This window comes from Roseiflexus castenholzii DSM 13941, assembly GCF_000017805.1.
Classification (GTDB): Bacteria; Chloroflexota; Chloroflexia; order Chloroflexales; family Roseiflexaceae; genus Roseiflexus; species Roseiflexus castenholzii.
The window spans coordinates 1,668,371-1,686,868 of record NC_009767.1; the positions used below are offsets into that span (position 1 = coordinate 1,668,371).

An 18,498-nucleotide genomic window follows, 5' to 3' on the forward strand; every position below is an offset into this window, starting at 1 on the left:
GTCATCCGCGTTTGATGCCGGTATGAATGGCGGCGGCGCCCAGCCCCACCAGACGGTAGGTTACGTCGCTCCAGCCCGCCTCGCGCATGATCTGCGCCAGTTCGTCGGGCGGCGGAAAGACGCGCGCCGATTGTGGCAGATAGGTGTAGGCTTCGGGATCGGCGCCAAGCGCGCGCGCCATCAGCGGCACAATCCGCTGGAAGTAGACCCAATGCCCGAACCGCAGCAACGGTTGGCGCGGACGCGCAACTTCCAGGCAGGCGACTGTTCCGCCGACGCGCGCCACGCGCCACATTTCGCGAAAAGCAGCAGCGATGTCGGTCACATTCCGCAGCGTGAAGCCGGTCGTAATCGCATCGAAACTCTCATCGTCAAACGGCAGCGCCAAGGCGTCACCCGCCACAAAAACAGCGCGTTGCCCGGCGATCTTTGGCAGACCGGCGCGCATCATCGGGAGAGTGAAATCCACCCCAACCGCCAGACCGTCTGGCATCCACTGTGCCAGTTCGACCAGAAAATCGCCGGTGCCGGTGCCAATATCAAGCGCTCGCCCGCAACTCGGCGGCGCCGCCAACGCCACCGTTGCCGTGCGCCATCCCCGGTCCAACCCCAGGGTCATGATGCCATTCATGGTATCGTAGCCGGAGGCGATCCGGCTGAACATCCGCTCGACATACTCGGCTTTCTGGTCGGGTGGAGGCAGGACATTCGTATTCATTGTCGATTCATCTCGTAAATCAGTCGTAATCCATCCAATGTCAGATACGGCTCGACTGTCGTAATGGCTTCGGTTTCGGCAGCGATCAACTCCGCCAGCCCGCCCGTCGCCACCACCGGGCAGGATGTCCCCAGTTCCGCCTGCATCCGGCGCACCAGACCTTCGACCAGACCGGCATACCCGAGAATGACGCCCGACTGCATGTGATGGATGGTATTGGTGCCAATCACCTTTGGCGGGCGCACCAGTTCGACCTGATAGAGTTTTGCCGCCAGGCGAAAGAGCGCATCGGCGGAAATGCCGATGCCGGGCGCAATCGCGCCACCGATATACTCGCCGGTGGCGGTAATGACATCGAATGTCGTTGCCGTGCCGAACGCCAGCACAATGACCGGACCGCCGTACCGCCGGAAGGCAGCCAGTGAGTTGGCGATGCGGTCGGCGCCAAGTTCGGCGGGCGCGTCGACTTTGTACTGCAACCCGGTCGGCGTGGACGCATTCACCATCAGCGGATCGACGCGGAAATACTTGTGACACAGCGCGCGAAACTCGCCGGTCAGCGGCGGCACGACGCACGAAATGGCGCACCCATCGATGTGTCGGGGATCGATTCCGCCAAGGTCAAACAGATTGTGCAACAGCACCAGATACTCATCCGCCAGTCGGTGTCGTTCGGTCGTCACGCGCCAGTGCGCGGTGAGACGTTCTCCCTGATAGGCGCCGATTTTGATGTTGGTGTTGCCGATATCGATAGTCAACAGCATAGCGCACCATTGGTCTACGGAAACCAGACCCGCACATCTTCCGGGCGACGTACCGCGCCCAACGCCAGCATCAGTTTGATCCGCGCTTTACGACCGTTCAGATAGTGCGCAAAGAGCACACCCAAACGCTCCAAGTCGTGATAGGCGCCGACATAGCCATACTCATCGTGAAGCGCGCCGCTACCGGTGCATGGCGCGATTGCCACCATAATGCGTTGCGCAGTGGCTTCCTGGATTGCGGGCAGCCACCAGGGCGGCATGCGACCGCTGCCAAACGCTTCGATCACAATGCCGGCAACACGGTCGGCGATAGCGTGGCGCAGCAGGCGGTCGTCACTTCCCTGTCCGGGTGTGATCAGGTCAACGCGCTCTTCCAGGTGTGCGCAGGGAATGTACATCCGCTGCGCCGGTCGATGGCGCATCCAGATACGGTCGGCGACGATCCAGCCCAGTGGTCCCGATCCCGGTGCGGCAAACGCCTCAACGGAATGCGCATATGTTTTTTGTGCGTCAGCCGCAGCAAAAATCTGCCCGGCAAACACGACAAGCACGCCGGTTTCGCGCGTTTCTGTGGCAGCCGCAACCCGAATGGCGCTGGCAAGATTGTGCAGTCCATCGTATCCGGGCATCGTTGCAGAGCGCGCCGATCCGGTCACGACAACCGGTTTCTGGTGGTTGATCGTCAGATCGAGAAGATATGCCGTCTCTTCAAGCGTATCGGTGCCGTGGGTCACCACCACGCCTGTAACCGTCTCATCGCGCAGCAGGGCATCGATGTGCCGCGCGAGTTCGAGACCCTGCACCGGTGTGAAGTGGCTGCCCGGCAGACTGCTGAATTCGTTGAATTCGATCGTGATGCCGCTATGCGTCAGTTGGGCGATGATATCTTCACCGTCGACCGGAACCAGGGCGCCGGTTGCCGGGTTGCGCTTGAAGGCGATACCGCCGCCGGTTGTGACAACGATGACTTTCTTCACACAAACCTACCGTTTCCGTGCAATCCAGGCGATGCGTTGCGTGCGCTCACCAATCGGTTGTGTGGTGAAACAATCATACACCGCTTCGACACTCAACCCGGCGGCGCCGATCAACATTGCGACGGTTTCCGGCGGATAGGCGCGCTCGATGTGTATCTCCTCGAATCGTTCGTACCCGCTGTGGTCATCGCCGACAAACCCGATCAGGCGCATCGTTGAGCAATTCGTCGCCGGATCGAACCGGCTCCGATTGACCTGAATAAATCCCGGTCGTTCAATAATCTCCACTTCGCCCCAATCGTGCTCAAGGAAGTGGCGCGTGTTCATATCCGCCACGAACAAGCCTTCCGGCGCCAGCGCTTCTGCCGCCGTCGAAAAGCACGCCGCCAGGTCTTCTTCAGTCAGCATGTAATTGAGACTATCATACGTGCAGGTGACCAGATCGAAGGAACCTCGTCGCAGAGTCTCGGTTGCCTCGTCGGTGGTATGTGGCATCTCCCGCCACAACCAGCGCATATCCGCTTCGATAAAGTGCGGACGAACCGCCGTATCCACCGATTGCGCGCGGTTGCCCGCAATGGCGATCATTGCCGGGGAGCGGTCCACGCCGACGACGAGCCAGCCCGCATCGGCAAGGATCAGCGCCAGCGTTCCCGTCCCGCATGCGAGATCGAGCGCCCGCCGCCCTGCAACCGGGTGACGCGGCAGGATGTCGCCCAACAGGTAGTGAGCGAAGAGTATTGCAAAGCGAATCTGACCGCTTCCATCATAGAACGGCGCGTAGGCGCAATAGATATCGGATGTCTCGTCGGGCATGCTTTGGTCGAAACGCTTTCATCTGTTTCTAACCGCCGTCATTGTACCATACTGCGCCCTGATGATGACCGTTACCACCACCCGACACCATGCAGACGAACCTGCACTGGAACGGTTATACCAATGACCGGTGACCATCCGGCATGGTCATCCCGAGCCGCGCGAGGGGTCGTGCGCGTCCCGCGCAGATTCCGCGCTGCGTTTACCCTGAGCGAAGCGAAGGGCTCGGAATGACCAGTCGCTGCGCTCGGAATGACACGCATGCGGCATCTGCAAGCGTCCTTGGTATCACCTCGCGCCTCTCCCCTCGCCCCCCACACCTCACGCCTCACGCCTCACGCCTCTCGCCTCACGCCTCACGCCTCGCGCCCCGCGCCTCGCGCCTCTCTTACCAATGACCGGTGACCATCCGGCATGGTCACCCCGAGCAGCGCGAGGGGTCGTGCGCGACCCGCGCAGATTCCTCGCTGCGTTTACCCTGATCGAAGCGAAGGGCTCGGAATGACAAGCATGCGGCATCGTCAATCGTAATTGGTATCACACGGAGTGAGACGGACTCCCACAGATCGAAGGCTTTCCACGAACAGATCCGTGTGAGTCCGGGGTATCCGCGTCAATCCGTGTCCCTTAGGCGCAAATGCACCGGCGTGCCTCCCTGCGCCGCCGATGCCTTGATCGCGTCCCACAACTGCGCCATGCGCAAACCGACTTCCGGCGGGCATGGGTTCTCCTGCTTTCCGGCGCGCACTGCCAGGAATTGTTCCCAAACGCCGCGCGATTCGGGCACGGGGATCGCGGCGGGCGGCTTATCGCCGTGGTACTGCACTTCGAGCCGCTCGCCCCAAACGCCGGTGTAGAGAATGGCGCGTTCGCAGAAGACCCGCACATCCGAATGGCACGATGGAATGGCTTCGCCGCAGGCATGGAGCGTTATCAGCGCCCCGGAACGCAACCGCGCGATCACTGCCCCCAGCGTTTCGACCGGGCGCCCCCGGTTGTCCAGGTATGCCGCAACTTCCGCGACCTCTTCGCCAGCCAGATCAACGACCGTGTTGAGCAGGTGGGCGCCGGTGTCGAACAGAAATCCGCCGCCGGACAGTTCCGGTTGCTGTCGCCACGTGCCAACGGTCATCGGTCCCCAGTTCTGCCAGACGACGCCGCTGATCGTCAGGAGACGCCCGAATGCGCCGGAGCGTAGCAGTGCGACGGCGGTGCGCACATTCGGTGAGAGGCTTCCCGGGAAAGCGACCACCAGCAATCGTTTGGTGCGGTCACGGGTTTCGATCAGGCTGCGAGCTTCGTCGGCGTTCATGACCATTGGCTTTTCGAGCAGCACATCAAGACCGGCTTCCATGCACGCTTGCGCCTGGTTGTGGTGGTAGACATGCGGCGTGATGATGAATGCTGCGTCGAGTTTGCCGCGATAATCGGCAAGCAGTTTCTCCAGGTCCGGCTCATTGGGGGGCGGCGCAACGCCTGCCTGCTCGAAGAGCGCAGCGGCGGCGTCATAGGCGGATGACGATGGCTCGCATACGGCGACGATCTGCGTGCTGTCGCGCAGTTCATGCATTCTCCGCAGATGATAGCGCGCCATGCCGCCGCACCCGATCATCACCGTGCGCACAGGTTGGGGAGCCATAGAACCTCCAGCGAAGATAATGCGGAGGTCACAGACCTCCGCGTGCGATGTTCGGACAAAACTTGATTATACCGCTTTTTTGAACACTTACCGCGTGATGACGAACAGTTGCCCATCCGCTCGTCCGAAGACTTCGGGGAAGAAACTCTCCTGCGCAAGTGTCGGAATGACGCGGTATTCGCCCGGTTGCACGGCGCGGAAGGTGTAACTGAAGAGATACGCGCCGCGCGGCAGGTAATCGGCGAACAGCGCAACCTTTTCGTCGCGCAGCTCGACCCGGTCGTACCAGCGCCACCACCACCAGTACGGCGTCGCGGCATCCGGCGCCGGTCGCAGCGTTGGTCCGCTATCTGAAGCGATCACAGTCGTCGCCAGGTTCGGGTCGATGGCTTCGCCGCCAGCGGGGAGCGGATCTTCGATCTGGAAGTAGTAGAGATCGCGCTCGGCTACAATCGAGAGTTCGACTCGCACCATGTCGCCCGCTTTGACGCTGGTCAACGTCGGGCAACGTGGTCCGTCCGTGCAATCCGCCGCCACGTACCGTCGCGTCACGGCGATGCCCCGGTCGAGCGCCTTCACCTGATCGGCTGGCAGCGCCAGGTTCAGATGCGCTGTGTAGTACAGCCGACCTGCTCCTTCGCTGCGCCCCACCGCCACCAGCAATGGGTCGCCGATCAGCAGTTCAGTCGTCGGCACACGCACCACCGTCGCCGACATGACGTTGGTGGCGTCGATGCGCCCGGCGATGCGCTCATTACCATTCAGCCAGACAGCATAGTCATAGGCGCCGTTGAGTTCGCCGGTCGTTGCCATCCAGTCGGTCAGCGCCAGCAGTCCCCACACCGATTCCTGGGTCGTGAGCCAGATGTCGCCACGGCGAGCAACCATAAGCCAGCGCACGACGTTGGGAATAATCTGGTTCTGCGGGTCGAGTCGCACAAGCGCCTGGAGCGCAATCGCGCTACTGCACGTGTCACTGCTGAATGCCCAGGAGTCTCGCGCGGCTTCCTCCCAATGGACGCCGGTGGCGCTGACAATTGCGGCATTGTTCAGGTCCGAAAGGAGTGTCTTCAGCCGCGCATCGCCAGCATCGACGCGGTGGAGCGCCAGCGCCAGCAACGCCTTGCCGTACACGCCAAGACGCTCACGGTTGCCGTAGAGCGCGTCCATCCGCCCACGATCCGGTCTGCCGCCGTCGGCAAGCACGTAGAGCAGCCATGCCTGCCGGTTCGCTTGCTGTGCTGTGCGCACATCGGCGTCGGCGGCGAGTTGCGCAGCGAGATACTCCGTTCCGCGCGCCAGCGTGTCGTCGCGCACGGTGAAGCCCGCTTCGCGCGCCCGCAGCATGCCGAATACCGCATACGCGCTGATGTATGGATTGCTCTCATCGTCTGCCCACCAGCCCCATCCGCCGTCGGCATTCTGCCACAGGGAGAGCCGGTCGAGCGCATCAGCGACCAGGGTCGGCAGGCGCGCCTCCAGTTCGGTGTTTGTCACTCCGAGCTGGCGGAGCATCCGCAGCGCCACGACATTCGGCACAAAGCGCGAGACGGTCGACTCGACGGTGACATACGGATATTCTTCCAAAGCCGTCAGACCGTCGAGTACGCTGGCCGCCAGCGAAGGATCGAGCCGGATGCGCAATTCTCCCAGGCGCGCATCGACATTCGGCGGCAGCGCTACCGCCTCGACGCGCGCATCTGCCCGGTCGATCTGTCCGCCGGTCGCCACGGTCTCCGGCGCGCTGTAGCGGTAGACCGGAATGCGCCCGTCTGGCGCGGTTGCGATTCGGGGTCGCGCCGCGTCGCTCAGTTGCCCGGAGACGGCGCTGAATACCAGATCGACTGACTCTCCATCAAGAACCGTTACCTGCCAGGCTGCCGAGGCTTCGCCATTCGCCGGAACCTGGATCGTCTGCGTGATCGGCGAGGTGACCGTAACCCCATCGGCGCTCAGGGTCACCGTTGTCATCATGGGCGTATTTGTAAGATTGCTGACGTTTACTGCCAGTTCTACCACATCCCCAACGACAAAGAAGCGTGGCGTGACCGGGCGCACAAGCAATGGCTTCGTGCTGACCAGTTCACCAGTTCCTTCACCGACGCGCGTATCCATTGTGAGCGCCACGCCGCGCATCACCCAGGTCGTCAGATTATCAGGCAGCGAAACCTGCACCGTCGCGCGCCCGCCAGCGTCGGTGGTCACAACCGCCTGCCAGAACGCGGTGTCGGCAAACTCCTGGCGAATAGTCAATCCCTGCTGAAGTGCGGCATCGCCGGTGCGCGCGGGCATCGCCTCGGCAGGCATAGCGGCTGGCGCCGTTGGCGTTGCCCCGACCATAGGGATAGCGGTCTCTGGTCCAGCCGCGCCTGCGCCCGGCGGCACATTGCGCTGCGCTTCGTCCAGCAAACGCTCGAAGCGCTCGGCGGCAACCGAAAGACCGGCGCTGGTGAACACCCCCAGCGGACGGCGACCGTAGAACCCCTGGACAATGGCATCTGGCTCGCGTGGTTGGAGCGACAGCACGGCTTTATCGACCAGGTCGAGCGACAGTTCCGCCGCTACCGGCGCGCCGTTTGTGTCGGTCACGCGCACATCGAAGGTTACTGCGTCGCCGGGTGCTGCCTGCGGTGTCGCAGTGGTCACTTCAACCCGCAGCATCTGCGCAGTCGGCACAACGGTGAGTGGCAGGACGCCGACCTTGAAATCGGCAGGCGCGCCGCTGCCGTCCGGCGGCGCAAACAGCACTGCCGAAACAAAGATATTCGGCGCGTGATCAGCCGTGATTGGCAGTTGATAGACCAGACTGCCGCCGCTGACCTGGCGCACCTCGTGGCTCAAGACGCCGCCGCGCTCGACGGTCAGCAGCGCCCAATGCGTTCCAGTGAACGGCGAGGGGATGAGGATCGTTGCTGTTTCGCCGGGGCGATACTCGCTTTTGTCGGCTATCAGGTTGATGCGATCATTATTCTCGCGCAGCCAGAGCGCATCGCCGCCGTAGACCCAGACATACAGCGAGGAGCGCGCCTCGCGCCCGCCAGCATCGCGTGCGCGCGCCAGCACCAGGTAGGCGCCACCTTTGTCGGGAGTGAACGAAACGACCGCCTCGCCATTCGCGTCGGTTGTGACCGTCTGCGTGCCGACAGGTTCGCGCACCTCACGCGACTCCCAGCGTCCGCCAGCGTCGTCCTGCACGAAGCGATTTTCCCAGGTGGTGCGCACCAGTTCGATTTCGACCGCGCGGCTTGCCAGGCGATTGCCGCGCGTGTCGATGGTCACCAGGTCGATCTGCTGCGCCGCGCCTGCCCTGCCGACATACGCGCGCGGCGCCAGCCCGACGTACAGGTCGCTGGCATGCACGACGATAGCAGTGCGCCCGCTGATTGCCTGATTATCGCGCCCGGTGACCGTCGCCTCGACCGTCAGGCGCGCGCTGCGGGTGATAACGTTGCCTTCCGGGTCGCGCAATTCACCCGGCAGGCTGATGATCGCCTGTCCCTGCGCATCGGTTGTGGCGCTGCCGGAGAGGATCGGTTGCGGCGGCGGAGCGGGAATCCACCAGCAGAAGCGACAGACCCACACATCGCCAGACTCGTCGAAGGTGTACCTGCCCGCCCAATCAGGCGCGGGAGCGAATGGTTCCGCCAGCACATTCCACTGCACCGGCAGGTTTGCGGCCGGCGCGCCAAAAAAATAAGCGGCGCGCACTGTTGCTTCTGTCGGTGCACCGCGCATAATCCCGGCAGCGCGCGGCGTCACCGTCACCTCGATCTCTGGGGGACGATAGGCAGCGACCTGGAAGGGGAAACGGAACTCGCGACCGCCAACATTCAGACTGAGGGCGTACTGACCGGTCGGCGCGCCTGCTGCCAGCATGAACCCGCCGTCGAAGGCGCCGTTCGGATTCAGACTCACCGGTTGCTGAATGATCGATTCACCGGCTGCATCGTAAACGGCAACCTGTGCCGTGTTCAACCCCGGCATGAGGGTATAGCGCACATCGTCCTCGGCGCGCACGACCCCCTTGAACCACACCCGCTGACCGGGACGGTAGATTGGTCGGTCGGTGTAGACATAGGCAGTCACTTCTGGCAGGTCGAACGACGCCGGGAGGCTGAAATCCCACGGAGTGACGCCGGTTCCCCAATCTGCGCCGAAGATTGCGAACGGCTGTCGCGCGACTGCGACCATCCCACGGTACTCGGTGCGGTTGAGAGTCGTCGTCGCCACCCCATTTGCGTCAGTAGTCGCTGTGCCCAGTGATGCGCCCTGATCGTCGAACAATTCCAGCGCCAGACCAGACACCGGCGCACCGGTCGTCAGATCATTCGCCCACACCAACGCAGTGCGCTCCGCCGCCTTCAGTGTCAGATGCAATGGTGATACCGCCAGCACCCGCGTTTCGGGATAGCCGGAAGGATGATCGAGCAACAGCAGATACAAGCCAGGATCGAGGCGCCCCCCCCCATCGACCAGATCAATGCGCACCGGTGTTGGTTCATCGCGCGGCACACTGAACTGCGCCTGCCAGCGGCGCACGAGCGTCGCGCCAGACGGTGGGGAGACGCCGTCAGGTCCGAGAATCTCACGGCGCAGCAACGCCTCGACGGGCAGACGATAGAGCGCCAGTGATGCATTATTGACATTGGTTGCCATTAACGCAATGCGCGGCGCGCGGTTGGCGTCGAATGTCGTGATGAAACCAGGGGTCAATGGATAGACCTGCGGTTCAAGCGGCGTTGTGCGGAAGCGCACCGCTAGCGACTGACCGGTGCGATTCCCGTAGGGATCGGCGATGTCCGGTCCGATCGCAACCGAATATTCCGTCGAAGGGCGTGTATCGAAACTGAGATTGAACGTCGTGTCGTAGAAATAGGTGTACACCTCCGTTGGTTGCGGCGTGATGGCGACATTCGGCAATACGGTCGCCGGATCGACGGGGGCGTTGAAGCGGATCGTCAACCCGCCGCGGCGTGCATTCGTCTCCCCATCACGCGGATCGGTTTCCAGAATGCGCAAGCGAGGAACCGTCTGGAACGTTGCGCTGAAATCATTCGCCATGCCAAGCCCGCCGGAAATACCGGTCAGACTGGCAGCCGCCTCAACCGTGTAGCGCGTGTCAAATTCCAGCCGTTGCGCCGGTGTGAAGACCAGCGTCTCGTCGGTGACCTGGAGATCGCCGGGGATGTCGGCGCCATCAGAACCGCGCAGACGAAACGCTGCGCGCGCAGAGGCGGGATCGACCGGCACATTGAAGCGCAGCGTGATGGATGGTTGCAGCGGCACGAGGGTCGCGCCATCGAAAGGATTGATCGTCACCACCTGCGGACGAGCGACGGTAAAGCGCCAGGTATACTCCGACGGGAGCGGATTCCCGGTTACATCGGTCAGCCCGGCGGCGATGCGTCCGGTGTACGTGGCGCCGCTGGCGAGCGGCGCTGAAGGGATGAAGGTGTAGATCGCCGTATTCAGCCACTCTCCGCGCCCTGCGATTGGCGGGTCGAACGTCAGCGGCTGCGGCAGGTTCGTCTGCATCTCGATTGCCGTCAGTGGAACGACAGGACGATTGAAAAAGACGGTGATAGTCGCATTGGGCTGCACGTCGGCGGCGCCGTCGGCAGGGATCACCTGCCCGACTTCGAGGAAGCCTGCGGTTGCGAAGCGGAAGCGCACCGGCGCCGCCAGGGGTATGCCATCGGCGCTTTTCGCCGTTTCGCGCAGCATGACTTCATATGTGGAAGCGCGTTTGAGCGGTGCGCCCGGCACGAAACGAACGGTGCGCGCATTGGGCCATTCCACTACGCCGGTTACTCCGGCGACGGTCAGGGCTGCCGCCACCGATGCGCGGTCCATGGGGCGGTCGAAGACCAATTCAACCGGTGCGCCGGGATCGAGCGCCTGCCCCGGTTCAGGTGAACGGGCCACCAGGGTCGGCGCCGCCTGGGTTGGCGGTTGTGGAATATCGCGTCGTGGCGCAACCGGGGTTGGTTGAGCGGTCACGGGGGTCGGTGTTGGCTGCGGGCGCGGACTACCGCACGCGGCAAGGATCGTCACGCATACCATCAGCAATACAAACCGGCGATAGAGCGGAGGCATATCATTGCTCCTGTCTGTGTGTGGCACTCCTATACCTCAAGACGCCGCCGGCAAGTCGTGAGTTCCGCCAACCCCTCCTGCCTGACCCTATGCTATCATATCCGTGTGCGGCAATAAAGCGTTGCGCCTCCTGGGTTCTCAGTTCTCAGTTCTCAGTTCTCAGTTCTCCTATGCGCGCATCGCCACACCATTATGAACATCTCCTGACCGAAGCCCATCGTCTGGCAGATCAACTCCGCGCGCTCGGCGCAGTCCGGGTTATCCTGTTCGGCTCACTGGCGCGAGGCGGTGTATCACTATTCAGCGACATCGACCTGCTAGCGCTCTTCGAGAACTCTCGCTCGCCGCGCGAATTGACGCGCTGGGTCTACAGTGTCATTGACAGCAGTGAGAGCATTGACATTCTGGCATACAGCATCGATGATTTCGAGCGCATCAGGCAGCGTCCATTCTGGAAACACGCCCTGCAACACGCACAGGTGCTCTATGAACGACCCACAACGTGAATCTGACCGCTGGTGGCGTCAGGCGAGCGCCGATCTCGCCTTTCTGCCAATTGTGTTACAAGCAGGGAAGTATGACACATGCTGCTTTCTGGCGCAGCAAACGGCAGAGAAGGCGCTAAAAGCGTATCTCTTCAGTCAGGGGGAAGAACTCATCTTCACCCATTCGATCTTCAAACTGTGCGATCTTGCAGCGCACTATGATTCCTTCTTTGCAGAACTGAAAGACACGGTCAAGACACTGGATTACTACTATGTGGAAGCGCGCTACCCCAGTGCGCTCCAGGATGTCATCCCCGCTGAGTTTTACAGCGCGCGCGATGCAGAAGGAGCGATCCGCATGGCGACCGATGTGCATCGCGCAGTTGGTCAACCTCTTGCGCCCCAGGGATAAGTATGGATGGCAGAACCGGAGAGTTGGAAAGGAAGTTCAGCCCCTATGATCCGTTTTGGAACCTTCGTCCCACAAGGATGGCGACTCGACCTGATCGAAATCGACGACCCGATCACCAAATACGAGGCGATGACCGCCGTTGCAAAGACCGCCGATGCGCTGCCGATCTACGATTCGATCTGGGTCTACGACCACTTTCATACCGTGCCGAGGATTGAGCAGGAAGCCGTCTTCGAGTGCTGGACGATCACAGCGGCGCTGGCGCGCGACACGCAGCGCGTTCACATCGGGCAGATGGTGACGTGTGTCGGATACCGCAATCCGGCGCTGCTGGCGAAAATTGCCTCGACCGTCGATGTGCTCAGCCACGGTCGACTCTACTGCGGCATCGGCGCCGGATGGTACGAGCACGAATGGCGCGCCTACGGCTATGGTTTCCCCGAAACCCGCGACCGCATGCGCGCCTTCCGCGAGGCGACAACGATCATTGTCAAAATGTGGACGGAAACGATGCCGACGTTCGAAGGAGCATACTACCGCATCGCTGGTCCGATCAACGAGCCGCGCGGTGTGCAGAAGCCGCATCCCTCACTCTGGATCGGCGGCAGCGGCGAGCAGGTGACTCTGAAACTCGTCGCGCAGTACGGCAACGCCTGTAATATTGGCGGCTCGCCGGAAACCATCAGTCGCAAGCTGGCAATCCTTCGCGAGCACTGCGAAACGGTTGGACGCAACTATGGCGACATCATCAAATCGAGCAATGTTAACATCGTGCTGCTCAAACCAGGCGCCGACATTGCCGCCGCCACCGAGAAGGTGCGCGCGACCTACGGATGGAGCGTCGACCAGTTGCTTCAAAATGCCATCGTCGGCACGAGCGAAGAGGTTGTCGAACGCTTGCAGGCGCTCGCGGACGTAGGGATTGACTACCTTATCACATACTTTCCGCGCGTCGCTTACGACCACACGCCGCTCTATCAGTTCGCCGAGGAGGTCGCGCCACACATCCGTTGATGGAGGATTAAAGCCATGAATCGGGTAAACCGGTGCTGCCGTGCCGTGCATCCTCTGAGCTCAGGACGTGGAAGCCCCAAAGGGGCTTCCACAATCTCAGCCAGGGCTTCAGCCCGCAGCGCCCAGGTTGAGGTCGCGCCACACATCCGTTGATGGCGGATGAAGCCATGAATCGGGTAAACCGGTGCTGCCGTGCCGTGCATCCTCTGAGCTCAGGACGTGGAAGCCCCGAAGGGGCTTGCACGATCTCAGCCAGGGCTTCAGCCCGCAGCGCCCAGGTTGAGGTCGCGCCACACATCCGTTGATGGCGGATGAAGCCATGAATCGGGTAAACCGGCGCTGCCGCGCCGTGCATCCTCTGAGCGGGCTAACGCCCGCACTCAGGACGTGGAAGCCCCGAAGGGGCTTGCACGATCTCAGCCAGGGCTTCAGCCCGCAGCGCTCGCCCGACGATCTGCGCACGCTCGCGCAGACAGCTTGCACGATCTCAGCCAGGGCTTCAGCCCGCAGCGCCCAGGTTGAGGTCGCGCCACACATCCGTTGATGGCGGATGAAGCCATGAATCGGGTAAACCGGCGCTGCCGCGCCGTGCATCCTCTGAGCGGGCTAACGCCCGCACTCAGGACGTGGAAGCCCCGAAGGGGCTTGCACGATCTCAACCAGGGCTTCAGCCCGCAGCGCTCGCCCGACGATCTGCGCACGCTCGCGCAGACAGCTTGCACGATCTCAGCCAGGGCTTCAGCCCGCAGCGCCCAGGTTGAGGTCGCGCCACACATCCGTTGATGGCGGATGAAGCCATGAATCGGGTAAACCGGTGCTGCCGTGCATCCTCTGAGCTCAGGACGTGGAAGCCCCGAAGGGGCTTGCACGATCTCAGCCAGGGCTTCAGCCCGCAGCGCTCGCCCGACGATCTGCGCACGCTCGCGCAGACAGCTTGCACGATCTCAGCCAGGGCTTCAGCCCGCAGCGCCCAGGTTGAGGTCGCGCCACACATCCGTTGATGGCGGATGAAGCCATGAATCGGGTAAACCGGCGCTGCCGCGCCGTGCATTCTCTGAGCTCAGGACGTGGAAGCCCCAAAGGGGCTTGCACGATCTCAGCCAGGGCTTCAGCCCGCAGCGCTCGCCCGACGATCTGCGCACGCTCGCGCAGACAGCTTGCACGATCTCAGCCAGGGCTTCAGCCCGCAGCGCCCAGGTTGAGGTCGCGCCACACATCCGTTGATGGCGGATGAAGCCATGAATCGGGTAAACCGGTGCTGCCGTGCATCCTCTGAGCTCAGGACGTGGAAGCCCCGAAGGGGCTTGCACAATCTCAGCCAGGGCTTCAGCCCGCAGCGCCCAGGTTAATGTTCATCAGCAGCCAGCCCTCCGTTTGGGTGAGCGCGCGCCACAACCTGTTTCAGGACAACAGTTCCACGCGATCCTGAGCGCCTTCTGCCAGCAGTTCATCGGCAGCGGCGAGGAGCGCGGCGATACGTTCTTCCGAGAGCGGCGGTGTTTTCTGGCGCAAGTACAATTCCAGTGCGCGGCGCGGGGTCAATCCGTCGAGGATGCTTGCGTCACTATTTCCCAACCGTCCGCGGGTGCTCCGTTCGACCTCGACCGTCACGGCAGCGATGACATAGGCGCCGGCATCGTCGAGCGCACGCCGGATCGCCTCAGTCTGAAGCGCATCCGCCTGTTCGGGACGCGCGTCGATCTTCACCCGCACCACTGCGCCGCGCAGCGAGCGCCGCTCGATGGCAGCCAGCACGCGCTGCATCGGGTCGTTTATACTGCGCACATCGACCGCAATTGTGACGAATGGACGCGCCGCCAGTTTGTGAAAACGCCAATGCGCCTCACCCTTCGCCTTCAGATCAACGATGACACATCCCTTGTCTTCGTCCTCCTCGCCAAAATCGATCCGCTCGATGCTTCCGGGGTAGACGACGGGCGGATGGTCGCCAAGCGCCTGATGACGGTGGATATGCCCCATCGCCACATAATCGACGTTCGGCAGCGCCATCAGGCTGCGCGGATAGATCAGGTCGCGCCCGAGCAGCACCTGCCGTTCGGCGCCGAACGTGGCGCCGTCAATCGTGCCGTGCACGGTCAACACTGCCGGCAGCGCCGGATCAAGGTCGTCGGCAGCCTGGCGCAGAAAGCGTTCTACCCGCTCGATCAGCATCGTTTCAATTTCCAGGAACGACGCCATGCGCAATTCCTCTTTCGTCAGCAGGGCGTGGCGCGTCACCCAAGGAAGCGCAATGACCTGAAGTGGACCGGATCGTGTCTGTAGCGTATGGATGCGCGGTCGATCGGCGATCGTCACCCCATCGACCGCCAGCGTATCGAAGATTTCGACGGCGTGTGCGCGTCCGGCGGCAGGCGACACATCATGGTTGCCGATGAGGATAAAGACCGGCAGACCGCACGCCCGCAGGCGATGGATGCGCCGCGCAAACTCGCGTTGCTGTGTGGGATTGGGGGTGCGGTTCTTGTACACATCACCGGCGATAAGGACCGCATCTACGCCTTCGGCAAGTCCTACGTCAATCGCCTCATCCAGGCGCTCCAGGTAGTCGCGCAGACGGCTGTGCAAGCCGGTAGATGGATCAACGCGACCATAATTTTCGATGCCAATGTGCAGGTCTGCCAGATGAAGCAGGCGCATGGTGTTTGTCCCGATACTCTCTGAGAACAGGGCGGGGGTGCGCCCTTGCGATCCAACACGAACGATTGTACGCAGGGGCTACGGGATCGTCAAGGGCGCTATAGGTGACGGTCACTAGCGAATACGCTGAATGTCCTCAACCGTGTTGTCCGGCTTCATAATGTAGACCCGGTCGCTGTTCATACGATAGATGACAAACGCACCGCCCCGGAAGTACTGCTCCACCGCAGTATCAGCGCGCTCCGGTTCAACCGCCCAACCCAGCGTTTCGCGGATGGTCGGATTTTCGCGCCATAGTTTGCCGAAGCCGCGAATAGGCTCGATCAGTCCTGGCGGCGGCGTCATGCCGCCACTTACCGGTTCACCTTCGCGCCAGTAGTCCGGGTACAACTGCCAGACCAGCGACCCGCGCGCGGTGTCGTAGAACACCACCCAGATGTTGCCGGATTGCCACGGCGTCAGCGATGGCGGGTTGGAGACCCAGTACATGGCGCCGCGCTCGAAGCGTTGCGATGCTGCCGGAAATGCCAGTTTCGGGAAGGGCGCCGGGCAGCCGAGGATGTCCGGGTAGGCGCGTGTTGTCGGTCCAAGGAACGGCGCCGGCGGTGCGCAGCGGTCGCTGATCGCCGTATACACGTCGCGCCCCAGGAGCCCAAGCAGCACCTCGTAGCGCGTGCCTGCCAGTTCGGGATGGTACTCCATGCGCCGCCGCTCGAAGTACTGCACTGTGCCGGTCCAGAGTTCATCGCCATTCGCCAGGGTTTCGGTCATCGGCTCGCTGATCGGGTAACCAAAGCGCATCAGTCCGCCATTGCGCCGCCAGTACTCCAGGAACTTGCCGCACAGCGTGTGACCGGTCTCCGGGAAGAACTGGCATTCCTTCGGGATGGAAGTTGGACGTGGCAGCGACTGCCAGGGACGACCCTGCCAATCGAGCACCTGTGCGCCAAGACGACCGGCAAGGACGCCAATCGATCCGTGGTCTTCGAGGCGGTCGCGCTCGAACCACTGCACCGGTCCAGTCCAGTTCTCCACTGTTTCGATGCGCAGTTCGCTGATCGGGTAGCCGAAGACTGGCAGTCCGCCATTGCGCTCCCAGTAGCGCAGGATCGCGCCGGAGACACAGTAGCCGGTTTCTGGGAAGCAGCGCTGCCGTTCGGCTGCGTTCGCCGGCGTTGCCGCAACCAGCACGCCGGTTACCGCCAGCAAAAGGGTGAGCATGAGCGTCCAGCGTTTCATGGCCTTCTCCTTTCTGCAGCGATCTCGTGTCGCTGCTCGTTGTCACTTTGAGTCTACGCCGCAGCGCACATACACGGAATGGAAAGAGGATGGAGAAATCCTGTCAGGATGCGTTGAAGGTGAGAAGCAGATGAGAAGAACGTTATGAGCGTCGCCTGGAAGCGCACGCGGATGCGCGCGGGTTGAGACGGATTGGCACGGATTTGTTTTTCATCATCGATCCGTGCCCATCCGTCGCGATCCGTGGTCATCCGTGTCCCATCATCCACCCCGTGGCGATCCGTGGGCGCCATCAATAGCGCACGGATGCGCGCGGGTTGAGACGGATTCTTACGGATTTGGGAATGATGCCTACTCAGTAATCCACATTCATCCGTCGCGATCCGTGGTCATCCGTGTCCCATCATCCACCCCGTGGCGATCCGTGGGCGCCATCAATAGCGCACGGATGCGCGCGGGTTGAATGATGGTTACCTTCAGTAGCGAAAAACTGCTGCCACGCCGTTACTGCCGGGAATATCCGTTGCCGGAACCGCAACGGCTTCGCCGCCGTGGAGCAGCGTTTGCTGCGCCGCAATGTCCAGCAGGTCATCATCGCCCGGCAGCGGCTCATCATGGAGCGAGATCGTTTCGTCATCGGGATTGTAGCGTCCCCACATCTGCCGATCGCTGGCAACGAGGAGTCGTGCCACACGACCGGCGTGTGCAGCCGGCAGGATTGAGCGCAGATTCGTGCTGGCGCGCGGCGGGTTGTATTGCAACAGCGCCTCGAAGCGATCGCGCTCATCAGTTGCCAGACGGCTTCGATGCGTCATCAGCACGTGCGCTCCGCGTTCACCCAGGGCTTCATCGTTCACGTGGTCAGGACTACCGCTGATATGGGTGTCGATGACGTGCGCATAGCCATTCAATGCACGGTACATCGACACCATGTAATCGACGCCTGCCAGCACGAGCGGATCGCGCGCGCGACTCAACGCACGTTCGACCGCATTGCTCACTGCCTGAAGATAACGCTGCACCTCGGCTTTTTCGTCGTAGATGTTGCCGCCGTGACCGGGGTACATCGCACCGCTGGCGCCGCCGCGCGTCGAAGGAGCAACATGGCGCTGCGCCTGGCGTCCGGTCGGGTCGGTCTGCGGCAAATCGTCGATACCGGCAGGCGCGTCGGGAAGCGGCACGGCGGTGATGCCCGACGGTGTAGCGTGGAGCAAACGCACACGACTCTTGCTTAGCGCCAGCACATAGAACGAGTCGGTTGCCGGACGGGGCATAAGCAGCGGCTTAATGAAAGGGCGCCGCCCGACGATCACAGCGTCGCTGACGCGGTGCGGCAGGCGATAGAGGTGGAACTGACCGGGTGCAACATAGCACGCCAGTCCAGCGTCCTGATACTCCTCCAGAGTCCGCGCGTCGGTCATCTCCCACACGGGCGCCAGCATCGCGTGGGCATCGTCGCGATCATACCCGCTCGCCTCAAGTTCCGCCTCACTGCGGCGCAGCAGATTTTCGAGCTGAATCGCGCGCTGGATGGTTTCACCGGGCGGATGGGGCGCCAGGAATAACGAAACCCACGGTGTTTCGTTCAGCGCAATTAGTTCTCGCACCTCTTCACGCGACACTCCCTTGAGTAGAACTTTCATACTCACCTCCTGAACCAAGAGAGAGCGATGATGTGCA

The 18,498-nt window shown here is 62.3% G+C and carries 13 protein-coding genes; 3 read left to right on the forward strand and 10 right to left on the reverse strand.

Going from position 1 to position 18,498, the window contains the following annotated elements; translation table 11 throughout:
• Window position 1: 1 nt before the first annotated feature.
• The 6 genes from RCAS_RS06615 to RCAS_RS06640 form a co-directional block, all read right to left on the reverse strand.
• Window positions 2-718, reverse strand: a complete 717-nt coding sequence (locus RCAS_RS06615) for a ubiquinone/menaquinone biosynthesis methyltransferase (protein WP_012119822.1) — start codon at window positions 716-718, stop codon at window positions 2-4.
• Entirely contained in the window at window positions 715-1,482 is a 768-nt protein-coding gene (locus RCAS_RS06620; RefSeq protein WP_012119823.1) for a type III pantothenate kinase, read from the reverse strand. Before RCAS_RS06620 ends, RCAS_RS06615 begins: the two co-directional genes overlap by 4 nt.
• Before the next feature lie 14 nt (window positions 1,483-1,496).
• A complete protein-coding gene (locus tag RCAS_RS06625) occupies window positions 1,497-2,459 on the reverse strand; it encodes an asparaginase (protein ID WP_012119824.1) in 963 nt (320 codons plus the stop codon).
• Window positions 2,460-2,465: 6 nt separating this feature from the next.
• Window positions 2,466-3,275, reverse strand: a complete 810-nt coding sequence (locus tag RCAS_RS06630) for a class I SAM-dependent DNA methyltransferase (protein WP_012119825.1) — start codon at window positions 3,273-3,275, stop codon at window positions 2,466-2,468.
• 613 nt (window positions 3,276-3,888) lie between these two features.
• On the reverse strand, window positions 3,889-4,914 hold the full coding sequence (locus RCAS_RS06635; RefSeq protein WP_083760286.1) for a Gfo/Idh/MocA family protein: 1,026 nt from the start codon (window positions 4,912-4,914) through the stop codon (window positions 3,889-3,891).
• A gap of 87 nt (window positions 4,915-5,001) precedes the next feature.
• The gene (locus tag RCAS_RS06640; protein WP_012119827.1) at window positions 5,002-11,010 is read right to left on the reverse strand and encodes an Ig-like domain-containing alpha-2-macroglobulin family protein; all 6,009 of its coding nucleotides are present in this window, start codon (window positions 11,008-11,010) and stop codon (window positions 5,002-5,004) included.
• 170 nt (window positions 11,011-11,180) lie between these two features.
• Here RCAS_RS06640 and RCAS_RS06645 point away from each other — a divergent pair, with 170 nt between their 5' ends.
• Genes RCAS_RS06645 through RCAS_RS06655 form a run of 3 tightly spaced genes read left to right on the forward strand, consistent with a single transcriptional unit; the run spans window position 11,181 to window position 12,921 of the window.
• Complete coding sequence (locus tag RCAS_RS06645) at window positions 11,181-11,516, forward strand: nucleotidyltransferase domain-containing protein (protein ID WP_012119828.1); 336 nt, start codon at window positions 11,181-11,183, stop codon at window positions 11,514-11,516.
• Window positions 11,497-11,907 (forward strand): HEPN domain-containing protein, encoded by a 411-nt coding sequence (locus RCAS_RS06650; RefSeq protein ID WP_012119829.1) that lies wholly within the window; start codon window positions 11,497-11,499, stop codon window positions 11,905-11,907. The genes RCAS_RS06645 and RCAS_RS06650 overlap by 20 nt, the downstream gene beginning before the upstream one ends.
• A 45-nt stretch (window positions 11,908-11,952) precedes the next feature.
• Window positions 11,953-12,921, forward strand: a complete 969-nt coding sequence (locus RCAS_RS06655; RefSeq protein WP_041330312.1) for an LLM class F420-dependent oxidoreductase — start codon at window positions 11,953-11,955, stop codon at window positions 12,919-12,921.
• A 1,401-nt stretch (window positions 12,922-14,322) separates the two neighbouring features.
• On the opposite strand, the gene RCAS_RS06660 is transcribed toward RCAS_RS06655, so the two are convergent.
• From RCAS_RS06660 to RCAS_RS06675, 4 genes are all read right to left on the reverse strand, one after another.
• Window positions 14,323-15,579, reverse strand: a complete 1,257-nt coding sequence (locus RCAS_RS06660) for a metallophosphoesterase family protein (protein ID WP_012119831.1) — start codon at window positions 15,577-15,579, stop codon at window positions 14,323-14,325.
• A gap of 114 nt (window positions 15,580-15,693) precedes the next feature.
• The gene (locus RCAS_RS06665; protein WP_012119832.1) at window positions 15,694-16,818 is read right to left on the reverse strand and encodes a hypothetical protein; all 1,125 of its coding nucleotides are present in this window, start codon (window positions 16,816-16,818) and stop codon (window positions 15,694-15,696) included.
• 53 nt (window positions 16,819-16,871) lie between these two features.
• Complete coding sequence (locus RCAS_RS06670; RefSeq protein WP_041330314.1) at window positions 16,872-17,069, reverse strand: hypothetical protein; 198 nt, start codon at window positions 17,067-17,069, stop codon at window positions 16,872-16,874.
• Between the two features lie 225 nt (window positions 17,070-17,294).
• Complete coding sequence (locus tag RCAS_RS06675; protein ID WP_012119834.1) at window positions 17,295-18,461, reverse strand: baeRF7 domain-containing protein; 1,167 nt, start codon at window positions 18,459-18,461, stop codon at window positions 17,295-17,297.
• Window positions 18,462-18,498: the final 37 nt, after the last annotated feature.